This is a genomic window from Achromobacter sp. 01N37, assembly GCF_056399725.1.
The window spans coordinates 1-18240 of sequence record NZ_JBFTRX010000009.1; the positions used below are offsets into that span (position 1 = coordinate 1).

23 protein-coding genes are annotated in these 18240 nt (G+C 62.3%); 15 read left to right on the forward strand and 8 right to left on the reverse strand.

Annotation, left to right across the window (positions count from 1 at the left end; all coding sequences use genetic code 11):
• The 13 genes from AC1DSJ_RS19015 to AC1DSJ_RS19075 all read left to right on the forward strand — a co-directional run.
• On the forward strand, window positions 1-204 hold a 204-nt coding region (locus AC1DSJ_RS19015; protein ID WP_476757452.1), incomplete at its 5' end, for an EF-Tu C-terminal domain-related protein.
• A gap of 74 nt (window positions 205-278) precedes the next feature.
• A complete protein-coding gene (rpsJ, locus tag AC1DSJ_RS19020) occupies window positions 279-590 on the forward strand; it encodes a 30S ribosomal protein S10 (RefSeq protein WP_003806903.1) in 312 nt (103 codons plus the stop codon).
• 479 nt (window positions 591-1069) lie between these two features.
• A complete protein-coding gene (rplC, locus tag AC1DSJ_RS19025; protein WP_054420858.1) occupies window positions 1070-1759 on the forward strand; it encodes a 50S ribosomal protein L3 in 690 nt (229 codons plus the stop codon).
• A gap of 4 nt (window positions 1760-1763) precedes the next feature.
• Window positions 1764-2384, forward strand: a complete 621-nt coding sequence (gene rplD / locus AC1DSJ_RS19030; RefSeq protein WP_054420857.1) for a 50S ribosomal protein L4 — start codon at window positions 1764-1766, stop codon at window positions 2382-2384.
• Window positions 2381-2677, forward strand: a complete 297-nt coding sequence (rplW, locus tag AC1DSJ_RS19035) for a 50S ribosomal protein L23 (RefSeq protein ID WP_006216557.1) — start codon at window positions 2381-2383, stop codon at window positions 2675-2677. The genes rplD and rplW overlap by 4 nt, the downstream gene beginning before the upstream one ends.
• Window positions 2678-3505, forward strand: coding sequence for a 50S ribosomal protein L2 (gene rplB / locus AC1DSJ_RS19040; protein WP_006216556.1), 828 nt, complete (start codon window positions 2678-2680; stop codon window positions 3503-3505).
• Between the two features lie 12 nt (window positions 3506-3517).
• Window positions 3518-3793, forward strand: coding sequence for a 30S ribosomal protein S19 (gene rpsS / locus AC1DSJ_RS19045; RefSeq protein ID WP_006216555.1), 276 nt, complete (start codon window positions 3518-3520; stop codon window positions 3791-3793).
• 3 nt (window positions 3794-3796) lie between these two features.
• Window positions 3797-4126, forward strand: coding sequence for a 50S ribosomal protein L22 (gene rplV / locus AC1DSJ_RS19050; RefSeq protein WP_006227021.1), 330 nt, complete (start codon window positions 3797-3799; stop codon window positions 4124-4126).
• Window positions 4127-4135: 9 nt separating this feature from the next.
• On the forward strand, window positions 4136-4930 hold the full coding sequence (gene rpsC / locus AC1DSJ_RS19055; RefSeq protein ID WP_006216553.1) for a 30S ribosomal protein S3: 795 nt from the start codon (window positions 4136-4138) through the stop codon (window positions 4928-4930).
• Between the two features lie 2 nt (window positions 4931-4932).
• On the forward strand, window positions 4933-5349 hold the full coding sequence (gene rplP / locus AC1DSJ_RS19060; RefSeq protein ID WP_006216552.1) for a 50S ribosomal protein L16: 417 nt from the start codon (window positions 4933-4935) through the stop codon (window positions 5347-5349).
• Between the two features lie 11 nt (window positions 5350-5360).
• On the forward strand, window positions 5361-5552 hold the full coding sequence (rpmC, locus tag AC1DSJ_RS19065; protein ID WP_003806912.1) for a 50S ribosomal protein L29: 192 nt from the start codon (window positions 5361-5363) through the stop codon (window positions 5550-5552).
• Window positions 5553-5554: 2 nt separating this feature from the next.
• On the forward strand, window positions 5555-5836 hold the full coding sequence (gene rpsQ / locus AC1DSJ_RS19070; protein ID WP_006216549.1) for a 30S ribosomal protein S17: 282 nt from the start codon (window positions 5555-5557) through the stop codon (window positions 5834-5836).
• Window positions 5837-5942: 106 nt separating this feature from the next.
• The gene (locus AC1DSJ_RS19075) at window positions 5943-6545 is read left to right on the forward strand and encodes a hypothetical protein (protein ID WP_245636237.1); all 603 of its coding nucleotides are present in this window, start codon (window positions 5943-5945) and stop codon (window positions 6543-6545) included.
• A gap of 30 nt (window positions 6546-6575) precedes the next feature.
• On the opposite strand, the gene AC1DSJ_RS19080 is transcribed toward AC1DSJ_RS19075, so the two are convergent.
• The 6 genes from AC1DSJ_RS19080 to AC1DSJ_RS19105 are packed head-to-tail and all read right to left on the reverse strand — an operon-like array spanning window position 6576 to window position 12280.
• A complete protein-coding gene (locus AC1DSJ_RS19080; protein WP_342066424.1) occupies window positions 6576-7643 on the reverse strand; it encodes a branched-chain amino acid ABC transporter permease in 1068 nt (355 codons plus the stop codon).
• 10 nt (window positions 7644-7653) lie between these two features.
• The gene (locus tag AC1DSJ_RS19085) at window positions 7654-8664 is read right to left on the reverse strand and encodes a branched-chain amino acid ABC transporter permease (protein ID WP_054420855.1); all 1011 of its coding nucleotides are present in this window, start codon (window positions 8662-8664) and stop codon (window positions 7654-7656) included.
• The gene (locus AC1DSJ_RS19090) at window positions 8661-9413 is read right to left on the reverse strand and encodes an ABC transporter ATP-binding protein (protein ID WP_054420854.1); all 753 of its coding nucleotides are present in this window, start codon (window positions 9411-9413) and stop codon (window positions 8661-8663) included. The genes AC1DSJ_RS19085 and AC1DSJ_RS19090 overlap by 4 nt, the downstream gene beginning before the upstream one ends.
• Window positions 9410-10180 carry an ABC transporter ATP-binding protein gene (locus tag AC1DSJ_RS19095; protein WP_054420853.1) on the reverse strand — a complete coding sequence of 257 codons (771 nt, stop codon included), beginning with the start codon at window positions 10178-10180 and terminating at the stop codon, window positions 9410-9412. Before AC1DSJ_RS19095 ends, AC1DSJ_RS19090 begins: the two co-directional genes overlap by 4 nt.
• Window positions 10181-10194: 14 nt before the next feature.
• The gene (locus AC1DSJ_RS19100; RefSeq protein WP_054420852.1) at window positions 10195-11367 is read right to left on the reverse strand and encodes a substrate-binding domain-containing protein; all 1173 of its coding nucleotides are present in this window, start codon (window positions 11365-11367) and stop codon (window positions 10195-10197) included.
• Between the two features lie 16 nt (window positions 11368-11383).
• Window positions 11384-12280 (reverse strand): alpha/beta fold hydrolase, encoded by an 897-nt coding sequence (locus tag AC1DSJ_RS19105; protein WP_476760369.1) that lies wholly within the window; start codon window positions 12278-12280, stop codon window positions 11384-11386.
• A 161-nt stretch (window positions 12281-12441) separates the two neighbouring features.
• On the opposite strand from AC1DSJ_RS19105, the gene AC1DSJ_RS19110 reads away from it, so the two are divergent.
• Window positions 12442-13401 (forward strand): AraC-like ligand-binding domain-containing protein, encoded by a 960-nt coding sequence (locus AC1DSJ_RS19110; protein WP_441371925.1) that lies wholly within the window; start codon window positions 12442-12444, stop codon window positions 13399-13401.
• 56 nt (window positions 13402-13457) lie between these two features.
• Here AC1DSJ_RS19110 and AC1DSJ_RS19115 read toward each other — a convergent pair whose 3' ends face one another.
• Together AC1DSJ_RS19115 and AC1DSJ_RS19120 are read right to left on the reverse strand one after the other, a co-directional pair.
• Window positions 13458-15635 (reverse strand): metallophosphoesterase, encoded by a 2178-nt coding sequence (locus tag AC1DSJ_RS19115; protein WP_441371926.1) that lies wholly within the window; start codon window positions 15633-15635, stop codon window positions 13458-13460.
• Between the two features lie 187 nt (window positions 15636-15822).
• On the reverse strand, window positions 15823-17250 hold the full coding sequence (locus tag AC1DSJ_RS19120) for an NAD-dependent succinate-semialdehyde dehydrogenase (RefSeq protein WP_441371927.1): 1428 nt from the start codon (window positions 17248-17250) through the stop codon (window positions 15823-15825).
• Between the two features lie 203 nt (window positions 17251-17453).
• Between AC1DSJ_RS19120 and AC1DSJ_RS19125 the strand changes: the two genes are divergently transcribed.
• Window positions 17454-18221 (forward strand): aspartyl/asparaginyl beta-hydroxylase domain-containing protein, encoded by a 768-nt coding sequence (locus AC1DSJ_RS19125; protein ID WP_254600614.1) that lies wholly within the window; start codon window positions 17454-17456, stop codon window positions 18219-18221.
• Window positions 18222-18240 lie beyond the last annotated feature (19 nt).

The following is an 18240-nucleotide window of genomic DNA, read 5'->3' on the forward strand; positions in this document are numbered from 1 at the left end:
CGTCCCCAGTTCTACTTCCGCACGACGGACGTGACGGGCACGATCGAGCTGCCGGCCGACAAGGAAATGGTTCTGCCGGGCGACAACGTGGCCATGACGGTCAAGCTGTTGGCTCCGATCGCCATGGAAGAAGGTCTGCGTTTCGCCATTCGTGAAGGCGGTCGTACCGTCGGCGCCGGCGTCGTCGCCAAGATCCTGAAGTAATTCGGATCACTTAAGCAGCAAACAAACAGCGAGGGCGCCTCGTCGCCTTCGCCTCTCGTTCTTTAGGAAACGCCATGAAAAACCAAAAGATCCGTATCCGCTTGAAAGCCTTCGATTACAAGCTGATCGATCAATCGGCCGCTGAAATCGTCGACACCGCCAAGCGTACGGGCGCCGTTGTCCGCGGCCCGGTGCCGCTGCCCACGCGTATCCGTCGTTACGACGTTCTGCGTTCGCCGCACGTCAACAAGACGTCGCGTGACCAGTTCGAAATCCGTACCCATCAGCGCTTGATGGACATCGTTGATCCCACCGACAAGACCGTTGACGCTCTGATGCGTCTGGACCTGCCGGCCGGCGTCGACGTCGAAATCGCGCTGCAGTAAGGCGTACCGAGCCTGCTACCTTCGCCGGTAGGCTCGAAAAAAATGGCCGTATTCCTCAGGGAGTGCGGCCATTTTGTTTTGGACGGTGCCAGTGTTGTAGATGCGTCGCCTGGCCGTCACTTGGCCGTCGCTCGGGGTTAGCGAACACTTACTGTTCGGCTGACGTCCGCCCGCTTGGCGGGGCAGTTCCGCGACGAAGCCAGTGTCGCAAAATTGCCAGCTTGCGCTGAGCCAAAGTGCGCTAAGTACTTGTACCGCCTGAAAAAATCATGCTAATATGCAAAGCTTGCCATTTTGTGGCAAGTCTAACTATGGGCGGAATGACCTGAACCATAACGCTGTACCGCAGATTCACGCGGGGATTTACAGCTACGACGGGCTCAGGCAATACCAACCAGGTTGAACATAGTCGTAGGGCAAAGGCCGTTACCTTTTGCCTGATTAGCCCTGACCAATCGCAGTCAGGAATGGAGAAAACGATGTCGAATTCGACACCCACGCCCGCCGCTCACCGGCTGGGGCTGGTGGGTCGCAAGGTCGGCATGACCCGCATTTTTACCGAGGAAGGTGAATCCATCCCGGTAACCGTGCTGGACGTGTCTAACAACCGCGTGACCCAAGTTAAGTCGCTGGAAACCGACGGCTACGCCGCGATCCAAGTGACTTATGGCACTCGTCGTGCCTCGCGTGTGGCTCAGCCGCAAACGGGCCACTACGCCAAAGCCGGCACTGAAGCCGGTAGCATCCTCAAAGAATTCCGCCTTGATCCCGCTCGCGCTGCTGAATTTGCAGCCGGTGCCGTGATCGCCGTGGAATCCGTGTTCGAAGCCGGCCAACAGGTCGACGTGACGGGCACGACCATTGGTAAAGGCTTCGCCGGTACCATCAAGCGTCACCACTTCGGTTCGCAACGCGCTTCGCACGGTAACTCCCGTTCGCACCGCGTCCCCGGCTCGATTGGTCAAGCACAAGATCCGGGCCGCATTTTCCCGGGTAAGCGCATGGCTGGTCACCTGGGTGATGTCACCCGCACCGTTCAAAACCTCGACGTCGTTCGCGTTGACGTTGAGCGTGGCCTGCTGCTGGTCAAGGGCGCTGTCCCCGGCCACGCTGGCGCCGACATCGTCGTGCGCCCGGCCATCAAGGCCCCGGCCAAGAAGGGAGCGTAAGTAAATGGATCTCAAGCTCCTGAACGACCAAGGTCAGGCCGCTGCTACGTTCAGCGCGCCCGATACGATCTTCGGCCGTGACTTCAACGAAGCGCTGATTCATCAGATCGTGGTGGCTTTCCAAGCCAATGCCCGTGCCGGCAACCGCGCTCAGAAGGATCGCACTGAAGTTAAGCACTCGACCAAGAAGCCCTGGCGCCAGAAGGGTACCGGCCGCGCACGCGCTGGTATGACTTCGTCGCCGCTGTGGCGTGGCGGTGGTCGGATTTTCCCGAACTCGCCCGAAGAGAACTTCACCCAGAAGGTCAACAAGAAGATGTACCGCGCCGGGATCCGTTCGATCTTGTCGCAACTGGCCCGTGAAGACCGCATCGCTGTTGTCGAATCGTTTGATCTGGAATCGCCCAAGACCAAGGCTGCTGCTGCAAAGCTGAAGAGCCTGGGCCTGGACTCGGTCCTGATCATCACCGACAGCGTTGATGAGAATGTTTACCTCGCCACCCGCAACCTGCCGCACGTTGCTGTTGTCGAGCCCCGTTATGCCGATCCGTTGTCGCTGGTCCACTACAAGAAAGTGCTGATCACCAAGCCGGCCATCGCTCAACTCGAGGAGATGCTGGGATGAACGCTGAACGCTTGATGCAAGTCATTCTGGCTCCGATCGTGACCGAAAAGGCCACGTTCGTCGCTGAGAAGAATCAGCAAGTCGCTTTCCGTGTCGTGGCTGACGCTACCAAGCCGGAAATCAAGGCTGCCGTCGAACTGCTCTTCAAGGTGCAGGTCGAGTCCGTGCAGGTCCTCAACCGTAAGGGCAAAGTCAAGCGCTTTGGCCGATTCGTTGGCCGTCGCCGTAATGAGCGCAAGGCTTACGTGTCGCTCAAGGACGGCCAGGAAATCGACTTTGCGGAGGTGAAGTAAATGGCCCTCGTAAAAGTTAAGCCGACTTCGGCTGGCCGCCGTGGCATGGTGAAGGTTGTTAGCCCGAACCTGCACAAGGGTGAGCCCTACGCGCCGCTGCTGGAAAAGAAGACCCGTGGTTCTGGCCGTAACAACAACGGTCACATCACGATCCGCCATCGCGGCGGTGGTCACAAGCAACACTACCGTGTCGTCGACTTCCGTCGCGACAAGGACGGTATCCCGGCGAAGGTTGAGCGTCTGGAATATGACCCCAACCGTACGGCGCACATTGCTCTGCTGTGCTACGCCGACGGCGAACGTCGTTACATCATCGCTCCGCGTGGTCTGGAAGTGGGTGCAACCCTGCTGTCGGGCACCGATGCTCCGATCCGCGCCGGTAACACGCTGCCGATCCGCAACATCCCGGTGGGTACGACGATTCACTGCGTTGAAATGCTGCCTGGCAAGGGTGCTCAGATGGTCCGTTCGGCCGGCGCTTCCGCCGTCCTGCTGGCTCGCGAAGGCATCTACGCTCAAGTGCGTCTGCGCTCGGGTGAAGTCCGCCGTGTGCACATCGAATGCCGCGCCACCATCGGTGAAGTCGGTAACGAAGAACACAGCCTGCGCCAAATTGGCAAGGCCGGTGCAATGCGTTGGCGCGGTATCCGCCCGACGGTTCGTGGCGTTGCCATGAACCCGGTGGATCACCCGCACGGTGGCGGCGAAGGCCGTACCGGTGAAGCACGCGAACCGGTCAGCCCGTGGGGTACTCCGGCGAAGGGTTTCAAGACCCGTCGCAACAAGCGGACGAACAATATGATCGTCCAACGGCGCAAGCGCAAGTAAGAGGCGAACACTATGTCACGTTCGATCAAGAAAGGCCCGTTTGTCGATGCTCACCTGATCAAAAAGGTGGACACGGCCGTCGCGGGCAAAGACAAGAAGCCGATCAAGACCTGGTCGCGTCGTTCCACGATCCTGCCCGAGTTCATCGGTCTGACGATCGCTGTGCACAACGGCAAGCAACATGTCCCCGTGTACATCAACGAGAACATGGTCGGTCACAAGCTGGGCGAGTTCGCGCTGACCCGTACGTTCAAGGGCCACGCTGCGGACAAGAAGGCGAAGAGGTAAGCGATGGAAACTACTGCCATTATCCGTGGGGTGCACATCTCGGCACAGAAGACGCGTCTGGTTGCGGACTTGATCCGTGGTCAGAAGGTCGGCCGTGCCCTGGAAATCCTCACCTTCTCGCCGAAGAAGGCTGCCGTCATCCTGAAGAAGGCTGTCGAGTCCGCCATCGCCAACGCCGAGCACAACGACGGCGCCGATATCGACGAACTGAAAGTCACCACGATTTTTGTGGACAAGGCTCAGTCGATGAAGCGCTTCTCCGCTCGCGCCAAGGGCCGCGGCAACCGTATCGAGAAGCAGACCTGCCATATCACGGTCAAGGTCGGAGCTTAAGGAGTCACGATGGGTCAGAAAATTCACCCCACTGGGTTCCGTCTCGCGGTCACCCGTAATTGGTCCTCGCGTTGGTTCGCCGACGACAAGGCCTTCGGCACGATGCTTGCCGAAGACATTCGCGTTCGCGAGTACCTGAAGAAGAAGCTCAAGAGCGCCTCCGTTGGTCGCGTGATCATCGAGCGTCCGGCCAAGAATGCCCGCATCACCGTCTACTCGGCTCGTCCGGGCGTGGTGATCGGCAAGCGCGGCGAAGACATCGAAAGCCTGAAGGCTGATCTGCAGCGTCTGATGGGCGTGCCTGTGCACGTCAACATCGAAGAAATCCGCAAGCCGGAAACCGATGCTCAACTGATCGCCGACTCGATCTCGCAACAGCTCGAGAAGCGCATCATGTTCCGTCGCGCAATGAAGCGCGCGATGCAAAACGCGATGCGTCTGGGTGCCCAAGGCATCAAGATCATGAGCTCGGGCCGTCTGAACGGTATCGAAATTGCTCGCACCGAGTGGTATCGCGAAGGCCGTGTGCCGCTGCACACCCTGAAGGCCAACATTGACTACGGCACCTCCGAAGCCCACACCACGTATGGCGTGATCGGCATCAAGGTCTGGGTCTACAAGGGCGACATGCTGGCTAACGGCGAATTGCCGCCGGAAACCGCTGCCCCGCGCGAAGAAGAACGTCGTCCGCGCCGCGCTCCGCGTGGTGATCGTCCGGACGGTGCTCGCACCGGTCGTCCGGGTGGTCGTGGTCGTGGTGGTCCCCGCAAGGCGGACGCTGCTCCGGCGCCTGAAGGAGAATAACCATGCTGCAACCCTCTCGCAGAAAGTATCGCAAAGAGCAGAAGGGCCGCAACACCGGTCTGGCGACTCGTGGTACCCACGTGTCGTTCGGCGAATTCGGTCTGAAGGCCACCGGCCGTGGCCGTCTGACCGCTCGCCAGATCGAAGCCGCTCGTCGTGCTATCAATCGTCACATCAAGCGTGGCGGCCGTATCTGGATCCGCATTTTCCCGGATAAGCCCATCTCGCAAAAGCCTGCCGAAGTCCGCATGGGTAACGGTAAGGGCAATCCGGAGTACTGGGTCGCTGAAATTCAACCCGGCAAAGTGCTCTACGAAATGGAAGGTGTGAGCGAAGAAATCGCACGTGAAGCTTTCCGTCTGGCCGCTGCCAAGTTGCCGATCTCGACGACGTTCGTCGCTCGTCACATCGGTGCTTAAGGAGACCTAACATGAAAGCTAGCGAACTCCGTTCGAAAGACGCCGCCGAGCTCGGCAAAGAGCTCGAAAGCCTGCTGAAGGCACAATTCGGTCTGCGTATGCAGAAGGCCACGCAGCAACTGGCCAACACCAGCCAGCTGCGCAACGTGCGTCGCGACATCGCGCGCGTTCGTACCTTGCTGACCGAGAAGGCAGGGAAATAAACATGAGCGAAACTCAAAACACCCAAGTGGCCAAGCGCCAGCGTACGCTGGTTGGCAAGGTCGTCAGCAACAAGATGGACAAGACTGTCGTTGTGCTCGTCGAGCGCCGCGTCAAGCACCCCATCTTCGGCAAGATCATCATGCGCTCCGCGAAGTACAAGGCGCACGATGAATCGAACCAATACAACGAAGGCGATACGGTTGAAATCGCTGAAGGCCGCCCCATCTCGCGCTCGAAGTCGTGGCGTGTGGTGCGTCTGGTTGAAGCCGCACGTATCATCTAAGTAAAGCAGTTCATCGGAACGGTTCGCCGTTCTGATATAAAACGGCAAGGGCTAAACCCCTTGCCGTTTTTTTTCGCATTTCGAAAGTGGAGGATCACACGACATCATGCGCCGCTTTATGACGGGGCTCTGGTTGGGCTTGTTGAGCGCGGGCAGCGTGGCGCAGCCGCAGCCGCAGCCGCAAACACCCGCGCAGGTGCAAGCGCAGCCACAGACGACCCATGCCGACGCAACCCCTCGCGCTCCAAGCACTGCCGAGGCCGCGCCTGCCGCTACCGCTGCGACACCAGCTGCGGCCGCGCCCATTACGGACCATGCCTCGCTTGGACGGGCGTTGCTGAATGCGGGACCGGACGCTCGTGTGCGCCTCGATGGCTCGTCACGCGATCACGCCGCCATCTTTGGCACCGACGACGAAAATGAGCAGGCGCTGATGGACCAGGAACGGTCGCTGCAAACCCAGCGTGACCAGTTGCGCATGCTTGAGAAGCTGCTGACGGAAAGGCCCGCCGCAGCAGATCCGCATCCCCCAGCAATGATTCCGTTGAACGCCGGCGCGCCGATGAACATGCCGAAGCTAGCGCCCACGCCTTCAGGCTCGCAACTGGATCGTACCGGTAGCGATACCCGGCGCAGCGTTGACGAGATGCAACGGCGCGTCAATGGCCTGAGGCGTGATGCCGACGACTTGGGTAACCGTGGCCGTTGACGCCAGCGGCGCCGGGCAGGCGACGGCTATTCAGCGCCGCCGCGTAAATTCCCGCAGCCGCCCGGCAATACCCGTCGGGAAGTAATACACCGACACCACGAACAAAATCCCCAGCCACAGCAGCCAGCGGTCGGGTTCGAATAGCAGCGCCAGGGGCGCCACGCCCGTCACCGCATCGTGAATGATGTGCAGGCCATCTTGCAGATAGCTTTGTGCGAACACAAATAGGCTCGCGCCGACCACTGCGCCGTACATCGTGCCCATGCCGCCAATCACCAGCATCAGCAGGATGTTCAGCATGATCTCGAACGACAGCGAGGTATCCGGCCCGTTGTAGCGCAGCCATAACGCGTACATCGCGCCCGCCAGCGTGGCGAAGGCGGCGGCAAGCAGGTTTGACAGGCTGCGATACAGCACCGTGCGATAGCCAATGGCCTCGGCTCGGAACGGGTTCTCGCGGATGGCTTGCAGCACTCGGCCAAACGGCGAGTTAACGATGCGCAGCAGCATCAGGAACAGCACGACGCACACCGCGGCGATCAGGTAGTACGTGATGATGCGGCCGTCGATCGTGACGCCGAACACCGGCTCGGAAAATGGCCGGAACGCCGGTCGCAACATCTGGGGCACCTTGAAGTTCAGGCCATCTTCGCCACCCGTCAGATCAGACAACTGCGACACCAACGTCTGGAACGCCGCCGCGACGGCTAAGGTGATCATTGCGTAGAAGATCGCTCGCACGCGCAGGCTGGCCAGGCCGATCAACAACGCGAACGCCAGCGACACCGCAAGGCCCGCACCCACACCCGCGAACACGGCGGTCCAGCCCGGCTCCATGCGGATGCTGGCAATCGCGACGCCATAGGCGCCGATGCCAAAGAACATGGTGTGCGCAAAGCTCACGATGCCGGTGTATCCCAGCAGCAGGTCATAGCTTGCGACCAAAATCACGAACACCAGAATCTTCGCGGCCACCGCCAGCGACTTCGGGCCGGGAAAAAGGAAGGGCGCCGTGGCAAGCAAGGCGACAATCGCGATCAGCGCCAACGCCAATAGCGGGCTGCGGGGCGGGTCGCCGGAGAGCAGGCGGAAAGACATATCGCGGCTCCTAGCGGTTCGTGACCGGATACACGCCTTGCGGCCGCCACAACAGAATGGCGACCATCAGCGCTATGTTCGAAAAGAGAGCAGCCTTGGGCAGCAGGAAGCCGGTGTAGTTGGCCATCAAGCCGACCAGCAGCGCACCGATCAGGCAGCCTACCGTCGACCCCAGCCCGCCGATCATGATGACGATGAAGATCAGCACATTGACCTGCGCACCCAGCTGCGGCACAACCGATTGCTGATACATCCCCCACAGCACACCGCCCAGCCCGGCCAGCATCGACCCGGCCACAAACACGCCGACGAACAAATGCCGGATGCGGTAGCCCAGGCTTTCCACCATTTCCCGGTCTTCGACGCCCGCGCGGATCAGCAGGCCCAGCTTGGTGCGGTTCAGCAGCCACAGCATGCCGCCCAGCACCAGCACGCCCACCACCAGCGCCACGATGCGGAACTTCTCGATGGCGGCATCGCCCAACAGGAACGCGCCGCGCAGCGCCTCGGGCAGCGGCAAGGATAGCGTCTGCGGACCCCAGATCATCTTGATGATTTCCTCACCGATGATCATCCCGCCCATCGTGATCAGGATCTGCTTCAGGTGCTGCCCATACACCGGCCGCACGATCACGCGTTCGAATGCCAGCCCGACAGCACCGGCCACGAGCATGCCGACGATCATCGCAGGCAGTACGGCCGCCAGGTTCATCCACAGGCTGCCGGATTGTGTCCAGTCGGCCATGCCGCTCAGTACCGTGGCCGCCATGTAGGCGCCGATGGCGATGAAGAGACCGTGCCCGAAGTTCAGCACGTCCATCAGCCCGAACACGAGTGTCATGCCAGAGGCCACGATGAAGATGATCATGCCCATGGCCAGGCCCGCCAGCGTCAGCGTGACCCAGGTCGACAGCGAGCCGACCAGCGGCAGCGCAATGGCGGCCAGCGCCAGCACCAGCAGCACGGGCCGCAGGTCCGCGCGCACGCGCGGCAGCGGGGTATCAATATCCACGGTGCTCATTGATGGCTTCCCAAAGACAGGCCCAACAGACTGGTTTGCAGCGCGTCGTCGTCCGCCAGCTCGCGCATGCCGCCGGCATGCACGACACGGCCGTTGTCCATGACGGCGACGTGATCGCCGACCTGCCGTGCGAAATTGAAGTTCTGCTCAACCAGCAGGATGGTGGTGGAAGCCTGCTTGAGCTCGATGAAGGCGTCGATCATGTTCTGGATGATGGCGGGCGCAAGACCCTTGCTGGGTTCGTCGATCAACAGCAGCCGGCGCGGCTCGATGATGGCGCGCGCCACTGCCAGCATCTGCTTCTGTCCGCCCGACAGCTTGCCTGCCGGATGCAGCCAGAATTTTTTCAGCGCCGGGAAAAAGCCGAAGATCCATTCCAGCCGGGCGGTGTCGAGCTGGTCCGCGCTGCGCGCCTGGCGCGCAGCGAGCAAGATGTTTTCCTTCACCGACAAATCCGCAAAGATGCCCATGTTTTCGGGCACATAGGCCATGCCCATGCGAGCCATGTCAGGCGGTGATTTGCGTGTGCCCGGCCCGCCAATCGGGGTGCCGTCAAACGTCACCTGGCCTTGCGAGGCCCGCCACAACCCCATGATCGTGCGCAGCGTCGTGGTCTTGCCGGCGCCGTTGCGGCCCAGCAGCATGGTGACCCCAGCAGACGGCACCGCCAGGTCCACGCCGTGCAGGATGTGGTACGCGCCGATGTGGGTATGCACCCCTTGCAGCTCCAGCAGCAGCGGGGCGCTCATGCCGGCGTCTCCGTCGGGCTGATGCCCAGATAGGCCTGTTGCACGATGGGAGACGCGATGACGGTGGCCGGGTCGCCGTCCGCCATCAGCTGGCCGTTATGCAATACGACGATGCGGTCAGCCAATTCACGCACCACATCCATCTTGTGCTCCACCAGCAGAATCGTTTTCGATGAATCCGTCTTGATTTCGCGGATCAGCTCCAGCACCACGGGCACGTCGTCCACGCTCATGCCGGCCGTGGGTTCGTCGAACATGAACACTTGCGGTTCCAGCGCAATCAGCATGGCGATTTCCAGCTTGCGTTGATCGCCATGCGGCAGGTCGGCGGCGGCCTGGTCACGCCGCGCCGACAAGCGGGTGCGTTCCAGTAACGCATCGGCGCGCGCGAGCAGGTTGCGGTCATCGTCCCAAGTGCGCCAGAAGCGGATGCGGCGCCAGCTCATGCCTTGCTGGCGCGATTGCAGCGCCAGCCGCACGTTCTCATGCACGGTCAGGCGAGGGAACAGTTGCGTCAATTGAAAGGCGCGGCCCAGGCCGGCATGCATGCGAGCCGGGGCTGATAACGATGTCAGGTCGCGCCCGTTCAAACTCACCGAGCCTGCGCTTGCGCGCAGCTGGCCCGAGATCAGATTGAAGTAGGTCGTTTTGCCCGCGCCGTTGGGGCCGACGATGGCCGTCAGCGTGCCAGGCGCATAGCGGCAACTGACATTGTTGACGGCCACGTGCCCGCCGAAACGGATCGTGAGCGATTGGGTTTCCAGCATGTTGGTGGCGGCGTTCAGCGTTTGTTCTGGATCGGCACGTTCATCTGGTCAGGCGTGATTTCCTTGACCAGATCCTGCACAGCCCATGGCACCGACGGATCGTTCTTGATGCGGAAGTGGTACATCGATTGCATGGCTTGATGGTCTTCGGGGCGGAAGGTCATCTTGCCCTTGGGCGTGTCGAAGCTCATGCCTTCCATCGCCTTGATGAGCGTGTCGGTGTCGGAGTTGCCTGCGGTCTTGTTCAGCGCGGCCACGATCGCAATGCCCGACGACATGCCGCCCGCTGTGAAGAAGTCCGGCGGCTGGCCGTAGCGCTTCTGGTGTTCGGCAACGAGCCAATCATTGATCGGATTCTTGGGGATACCGTAGTAGTAATACGTGGCGCCTTCCATGCCCGCCAGAGACTTCAACGGCGTCATCGCGGCCAGCGTATTGCCGCCCGTGGCGATCTCGATGCCGAAGCGCTTGGGGTCCAGATCGGCGATCTTGAACGGGTTGCCCGCACCCGCCCACAAGATGAAGATGATCTTGCGGCCCGGCTTGTCTTTCAGCGCATCGAACAAACGCTGCGCGCCAGCGGTGAAGTCGGTGGCGTTGGCGGGCAGATATTCTTCGTGCACGATCTTGGCGTTCTTCAGCGCGCCCTTGAAGGCCTTCACGCCGTCGCGGCCAAAGGCATAGTCTTGCGCCAGCATGGCGATGGACGTGCCTGCCTGGTCGAACGCCACCGCGTTGGCGATGGCATCCTGCGACGAGTTGCGGCCTGTGCGGAAGATGTACTTGTTCCACTTTTCGCCCGTGATGGAATCGGCCACGGCGGGCTCCACCAGCAAGATCTTTTCGTACTCTTCGGCGATCGGCAGCATGGCCAGCGCCACACCAGACGAGGTCGGGCCGACGGCGATGTCGGCGTTATCGTCGGCGTAGGCGGACGCCAGCTGCGCACGCGCCACATCGGGCTTGCCCTGGTTGTCTTTTTCGATCACGCGAATCTTGCGGCCGGCAACCGTCATCGTGCCTTGGGTTGCGTATTCCAGGCCCAGCATCAGGCCGTTCTGCGTCTGTTTGGCGTAGGCCTCCAGCGGGCCCGTTTTGTCGTAAACATGAGCCACGACGAAGTCCTTCGCCGCAGCGGCCGAATTCATGCAAAGGGCCGCCAGCGCGGCAAGCAGAATGCGATTCATGGGGAGTCTCCTGGTATCAGTGGGCGCGCGTGTCTGCCGGGGCGGCGGGCGTGGCAAGGAAGTGGCGGATGGCGTCGATCTGCGACGCCACGTTCAAGGCGGGGGCGTGGCCGCAGTCGGGGAAGTCGATGCGTTGGGCGCGCGGGCCGCGTTGCGTCATGGCGTGGGCGACGTCGGGCAACAGCAAGTCGGAATCTGCGCCGCGCAAGAGCAACAGCGGCATGCGCAGCGAGTCGTAGCCGCTCCAGCGGTTGTAGTCGTTGGGGTGGTGGCTGAACTGTCCCGCGATGGCCGGGTCGTAATGCGCGGTGACGCGCCCATCAGGCAGGCGCCGCACCGAGGTCTCGGCCATGCGCCGCCATTGCGCATCGCTTTGCCAGCCATAGGGCTTGTAGGCAACGCGCAGCCACGCTTCCAATTCGGTGACGGTGTCGAAGGCGGGCGGGTTGCCGACATAGGCCAGGATGCGCTCGATGGCCGGCTGCGGTAATTCCGGGCCGATGTCGTTGACCACCAGGTGCGAGATGCGGTCGCGCAAGGTTGTAGCGGCGGCGTGCATGCCGGTGGCGCCGCCCATTGACGTGCCCACCCAGCGCAAGTGGGTTAGCTGCAAGCCATYGACGAACGCTCGCGCCAGGCGCGCGTAGAAATCCAGCTGGTATTCGGCCACCGGGTCGGGACTCCATTGCGACAGGCCGCGCCCGATCGTGTCGGGACACAGGATGCGGTAGTCATCCGCCAGCGCTTGTGCCAAGTCGTCGAAATCGCGGCCGGTGCGGGCCAGCCCGTGCCACATGACGATGGGGGGCGCGTCGGGCGTGCCCCATTCCATGTAGTGCAGCTCGCGGCCTTCGCAGCGCAGATAGCGCGAAACAGGCGTGTGGCGGCCTGCCGTTACGGGCGCGTTTGCCATGAGTCTCCTCCCGGGTTGTCCAGGTTGTGTGCTTATCGGGCTGACTATAGACTTGCGCCAGATGCATCCACAATGCGTCGCGCACCCCAGAGCAGGGTGAGTCAAAAGGTTGTAGACGCAAGATCAAATTGCGCTTCCCGCCGCGTACAGGAGACCGCGACATGCCCGATACGGAATTCGCCATTTCGGCCAGCGCCGGCGCCGACGGGCGTGAGCAATGGCGAGCGGCTTTGTCGGACGCGTTCGGCCCGTTTGAAGTGCACCGCGGCAAGCCGGATCATTTTGCGGGACACGTGCGCTACGCCCGCCGCGCCAGCCTTCAATTCAATGACCTGCACTATCAGGGACAGAAGCTGGAGCGCACGGTGGGAAATGTGTCGCGGCTGGACCAGGAGTTCTACACCTTTGGCCTGCCGTTGTCCGGCCCGCTGGCCGTGCGCCAGCAAGGCCGTGAATTCCAGGTCGAACCGGGGTGCGTGTACCTGATGAACCAAAGCCTGCCGTATCAGGCGACGGCGTTGGGCTCATCGGGCTATCGCAGCCTGAGCGTGTCGTTTCCGCGCAGCGCCTTGTCGCAGCGGGATTCGCGTATCGGCGCGTTCCACAAGCTGCGCATCGACGACGGCTCCCCGCGCGGTGCGATGTTGGCCAGCTACATGGACCATCTGTTCAAAGGCATGGGCGGCTGGTCGGACACTGAAGTCACCGAGCTTGGCGAACGCTTGATCGATTTGATCGTGCTGTTCCTGGTGCAGTCGGGGCAGGGGCATGCGTCTGAATCGGATAGCAGCGTTACCTTGGCGCATCGGCAGCGGGTGCTGGCGTATATCCGACAGCATCTGGCCGACCCGGCACTGTCGCCGCAACACGTGGCGCAGGGCTGTGGGGTGTCGGTGGCGTATCTGCATCGCATCCTGCGGGCAGGCGGCTTGTCGGTGGAGTCCTTCATCTTCGATCAGCGTCTGGATCGCTGCCGCGAATTGCTGCTGGACCCCAGGCATCAGCATCGCGGTATCGGCGAGCTGGCGTATCAGGTGGGCTTTACCCACCCGTCGCACTTCAGCCGCCTGTTCAAGAACCGGTTCGGCATGACACCTCGGGACATGCGCGCTCGCGGTTAAGCAAACGGCTCACTGATCGTGAGCCGTTTGCCATCAACTCGCGCTTGTTGTCGGTTTTAGAAGGGTGAAGGCTGGGTCGACAGATTGACGATGCTGTTGCTGCTCAGGTCCAGCCGGATGTGTTCCGACGGAGCACCCGCAGCCAGCTTCAGCATGATCGCCATCAGCGGCTTGAAGCGCGCCTTGAACAGGTCGGCCAGCGTGTTGGCGTTGCTGACGCTGTTGCCGTTCATCTGCACCGACGCGTTCGTGTTGGCAAGCGCCTGGGCCAGCAACTTGTACTGATTGGCGCGTTGCGCGGGGATGTCGGCAAACGCCAGGTCGCCCGCGTTGGCAATGCGCACGAAGTCACCCGCCATATCCAACGCCTTCCACTGCGCGAAGTCCGACAGCTGCATGCCGTTGGCTTGCGCCAGCGCTTGTGCACGGGCTTGGGCGTCCGCCAGGTTGCCGGCATACGCCGCATTGCTGGCGCCGCTGCCGCCGCTGCCGCCGCCGTCGGAGAGGCAAGCGAAGAAGGCGGAAGTCAGATTGTTCTGATTGCCGGTGTTCGCCAGTTCCTTCAGCGTGACGGTGGTTTGCAGTTGCGACAGCGTCAGCAGATCAGCGCCGGTGAGCGGACTCTTGACCAGTTCACGCATCTCGCAGCGCCAGTCGTCGTTGAGCAGGCGCAGGCGCACCAGTTCGCTCATGTAGCGATAGGTGAAGTCGCCGTAGTCCTTGGCGTCCAGAATCGACACGTCCCAGCGCGCGGGCGTTGTGTAGGCGTTCTCGGCGCGGTACAGGTCGAACAGTTCGTCAAAGCGCGGCACCTTGTCCAGACGGATGGTTTGCACTTCGATCTCGTCCGCGCTTTGCAGCGTCATCAGCTTGTAGGCCGGCACGTAGGCCGCCATCGACGGCGCCTGGATGTTGAACAGCGCCGTGTCCGCGCCGTAGTTGCGCGCCGCCATGTCGTTGAAGTGCATGTGGCCGCCCACGTGCACCTTCAAACCGGTTTCGGCCAGCGCGCGCGTGGTGTTCTCGGCCGGGCGGCGGATCATCTGCATCTTGTTGGCGCCCAGCAGCGCTTCGATATCGTCCGACGCACCGTTGAAGAATTCCGACATCGGGAAGTGGCTGAAGGCGATGACCTGCTTGCCCTGCGCCTTGCCGCGCGCAACCACGTCCTTCAGCCATTTGATGACGTGCGCCTTGTGCGTGAGCATCTTGTTGTAGCCCTGGTCGCCCGAGCCGGTGAAATCATTCGCACCGGTACCGGTGGGCACATAGACGTTGGCGTCGATGCCGACCAGCCACACGCCCTTGACCGGTTCCACCACGTAGGACGTATCGGGCACCATCTTGCACAGCGTGTAGTTCTGCGGCTTGTTCGGGCCGCCCGTGCCTTCGGCGCAGATTTCGTACTGGCGATTGATCCAGTTGGCCTGGTCTCGCGCAGTGGTGTAGTCGTAGTCTTCGTACTTGTAGGTGCTGTACGGCGTTTCGTAATAGACGTTTTGCGGCTGCGGCATGAAGCCGTGCTGCTTCAATGCGTCGGTGATGCCCGCGTACCCCATGTGCAGGACTTCTTCGGTGCAATACGTGCTGCCGACCAGCGCCCAGTCACCGCTGTAGGGGGTGCTGCACGCAGCATTGCCGCCGCGGCTGTAGATCGGTTGCGAGAAGCCGATGGCGCCGGTGGCCGGGTCCAGGCCCAGGTAGTCGCTCTTGCCGGCGGCCTGGTTGAAGGGGCGGTTGGGGTCATGGTTGCCCGGGGCCGCAAAGAACTGGATGCCATGCTTCTTCGAATACTCGTCCATGATCTTGACCAGCCCGCGCATGTGCACGGGCTGGCCATCATCCGAGAAGTCGCCGGGCAGGGCGATGTACTTCACGCCGCGCGACACGGCGTCATCCAGCGCGGCCAGGAACGCGAAGTAGTTTTCGTTGAACAGGCGGGTCGACGTCAGTTGCGCGTACATCGTCCGAATGGTGGCGTTGTCGCCATGCTTCGGATTCGGAATGCCAGGAAACGAGCCATCTTTGAAGTCGGCGTAGACGTCATGAAAGTGGATGTCGGGCATGAACGCGACTTGCACGGGGGCGGGCGGTGCGGCCGGCGTTTCCGTGACAGGCGGAGGCGTCTCGGCGACGGGGGAGTTGTTGTCGTCATCGTCGCCGCCACAAGCGGCGAGCAGCGCCACGAGGGTGGCGGCGCCGGCCGTGCGGGCGAAGCGGGAGAGGGCATTCATTGCGCGTACATTTCCTGGAAAGTGGGCCAGGCAGTGCCTTGCTCAAGGTCAGCTGCCTGTCAGCGAGGCGCAATGTTCCCGGACGCCTGTGACACCATCATGAAACGCATCGCCGTGCATGCCGCCGCTTGGTGCGGGGCGAAAAAAAAGCCCCTTGCGGGGCTTTTTGGCTGACGGTCGGAACCGGTCAGATGTGCGTGATGAATTTCGTGACGAGGTAGCCGTCAAACGTTTCCAGGCCGCCTTCGCTGCCGATGCCGCTGTCCTTGATGCCGCCAAACGGCGTCTCGGCCAGCGCGCTGCCGAAGTGGTTGATGTTGACCATGCCGGCTTCCAGACCGTTGGAGACCTTGGTGGCCGTCTTCAGCGAGTTCGTGAACACGTAGGACGACAGGCCGAACGGCAGGCTGTTGGCGCGGCGCAGGACTTCGTCAGTGTCCTTGAAGCGGACGACCGGTGCGACGGGGCCGAAGGGCTCTTCGGTCATCAGCATGGAGTTGTCCGGCAGATCGGTCACGACCGTGGGGGCGAAGAAGAAGCCCTTGCGATCCAGCGGGCCGCCGCCAACCACGACCTTGCCGCCGTGCTTCTTGGCGTCGTCGATGAAGGCGCTCATGGCGGGCACGCGGCGTTCGTGCGCCAGCGGGCCCATGTCGGTGCCAGCTTCCAGGCCGTCGCCGACCTTGATGTTCTTCAGCACGTCCGAGAAGCGGGCCAGGAACTGTTCGTAGGCGCCTTCCTGCACGTAGAAGCGGGTGGGCGACACGCAGACCTGACCGGCGTTGCGGACCTTGAACTTGGCCAGCATTTCAGCGGCGCGGTCGATGTCGGCGTCGTCAAACACCAGCACGGGCGAGTGGCCGCCCAGTTCCATCGTGACGCGCTTCATGTGCGCGCCGGCCAGCGCGGCCAGCTGCTTGCCCACCGGCACGGAACCGGTGAACGAAACCTTGCGCACGATCGGCGAACGGATCAGGTAGTCAGAGATCTTGGCGGGTTCGCCCCAGACGATGTTCAGGCAGCCCTTGGGCAGGCCGGCATCGTGGAACATGCGCGCAATGGCCATGACGGCGCTGGGCGAATCTTCCGGACCCTTCAGCACCACCGTGCAACCGGCGCCAAGTGCGGCGGCGATCTTGCGGATGGCTTGGTTGTACGGGAAGTTCCACGGCGTGAACGCGGCGCAGACGCCGATGGGTTCACGCACGACGAACTGGCGCACGTCCGGGTTGCGCGGCGGGACTACGCGGCCGTAGATGCGGCGGCATTCTTCGGCGTGCCAGTCGGCGTGTTCAGCGCAGGAGGTGACTTCGCCCACGGCTTCGGCCAGCGGCTTGCCCTGGTCCAGCGTCATGTTGCGGCCGATTTCCTTGGCGCGTTCGCGCGACAGCGTAGCGACCTTGCGCAGGATGGTCGAACGATCCATGGGAGAAGATTTCTTCCACGATTCGAACGCGCGCTGGGCGGCGGCTAGCGCACGGTCCAGATCCGCTTCGGTGGCGTGAGGCAGCTGGCCGAGCACTTCCAGCGTGGCCGGGTTGATGACGTCCTGGGTGCGCCTGCCCTCGCCGGAGATGAATTCGCCGTCGATATACAGCGCCAACTGTTCATACATGCCTGTCTTTCCTTGCGAAATGGGAATGGAATGCGGGAGTGGAGTGCGATCGCGTATCGCCCACGCCAGTCTAAACCTTCTTTCCCGCGGCGGGGAGGTCCAATCGGCATCGCGGCCTTGGAGCCAATAGGCGTTCGTGCGCGCGGCCCGGCCGCCTTGCCAGTACGAGTCCGCTTGGACACAATAAGGCGTCCTTGGCTGCTATGTCTGAATCTATCGTGCAACCCGTTGACGCGCGTCCCGCCGGTAAGTCCAGTGTTTACTCCCGCGTGTTCTTCCGCTTCATTGATTGGTTGCGTCAGCGAATTGCGAGTGCATCGCTGGTGGGCGACCGGCCCATCTTTCAGAACAGCCAGTTTCCGTGGATTCCCGCGCTGGAAGCGCAGACGCCAGCCATCCGCGCCGAGCTGACCGAGCTGCTGGCCGAACGTCAGCACCTGCCTGCGTTCCATGAGATCTCGCCGGATGTCGGCATGATCACATCGGACGATCAATGGAAGACCTTCCTCTTTATGGGATACGGGCTGCGTTCCGAGCGCAACCTGGCGCGCTGCCCGGCCACCGCGCGGGCGCTGGAAGGCATTCCGGGCATACGCAGCGCGTTCTTCTCCATCCTTGAACCGGGCAAGCGGATTCCGCTGCACACGGGTCCGTACAACGGCGTGCTGCGCCTGCACCTGGGCCTGGTCGTGCCAGAGCCTGCCGACCAATGCTGGATCGAAGTTGGGGGCGAACGGTACAGCTGGCGGGAAGGGCGGGCCGTGGTGTTTGACGACCTGTACCCGCACCAGGTCCACAACGACACGCCCGGGCTGCGGGCGGTGCTGTTCGTCGACTTTGAACGGCCTTGCCGCGTTCCGGTAAAATGGCTGAATCGCCTGGTGCTCAGAGCGGCCCCGTTCACGGACGAAATCCGTCGCGGCAAAGCCAATCATGACGCCTGGGAGAAGGGCTACTACCGCCAGAAATAGGGGGCAGATAGCCCGCAAA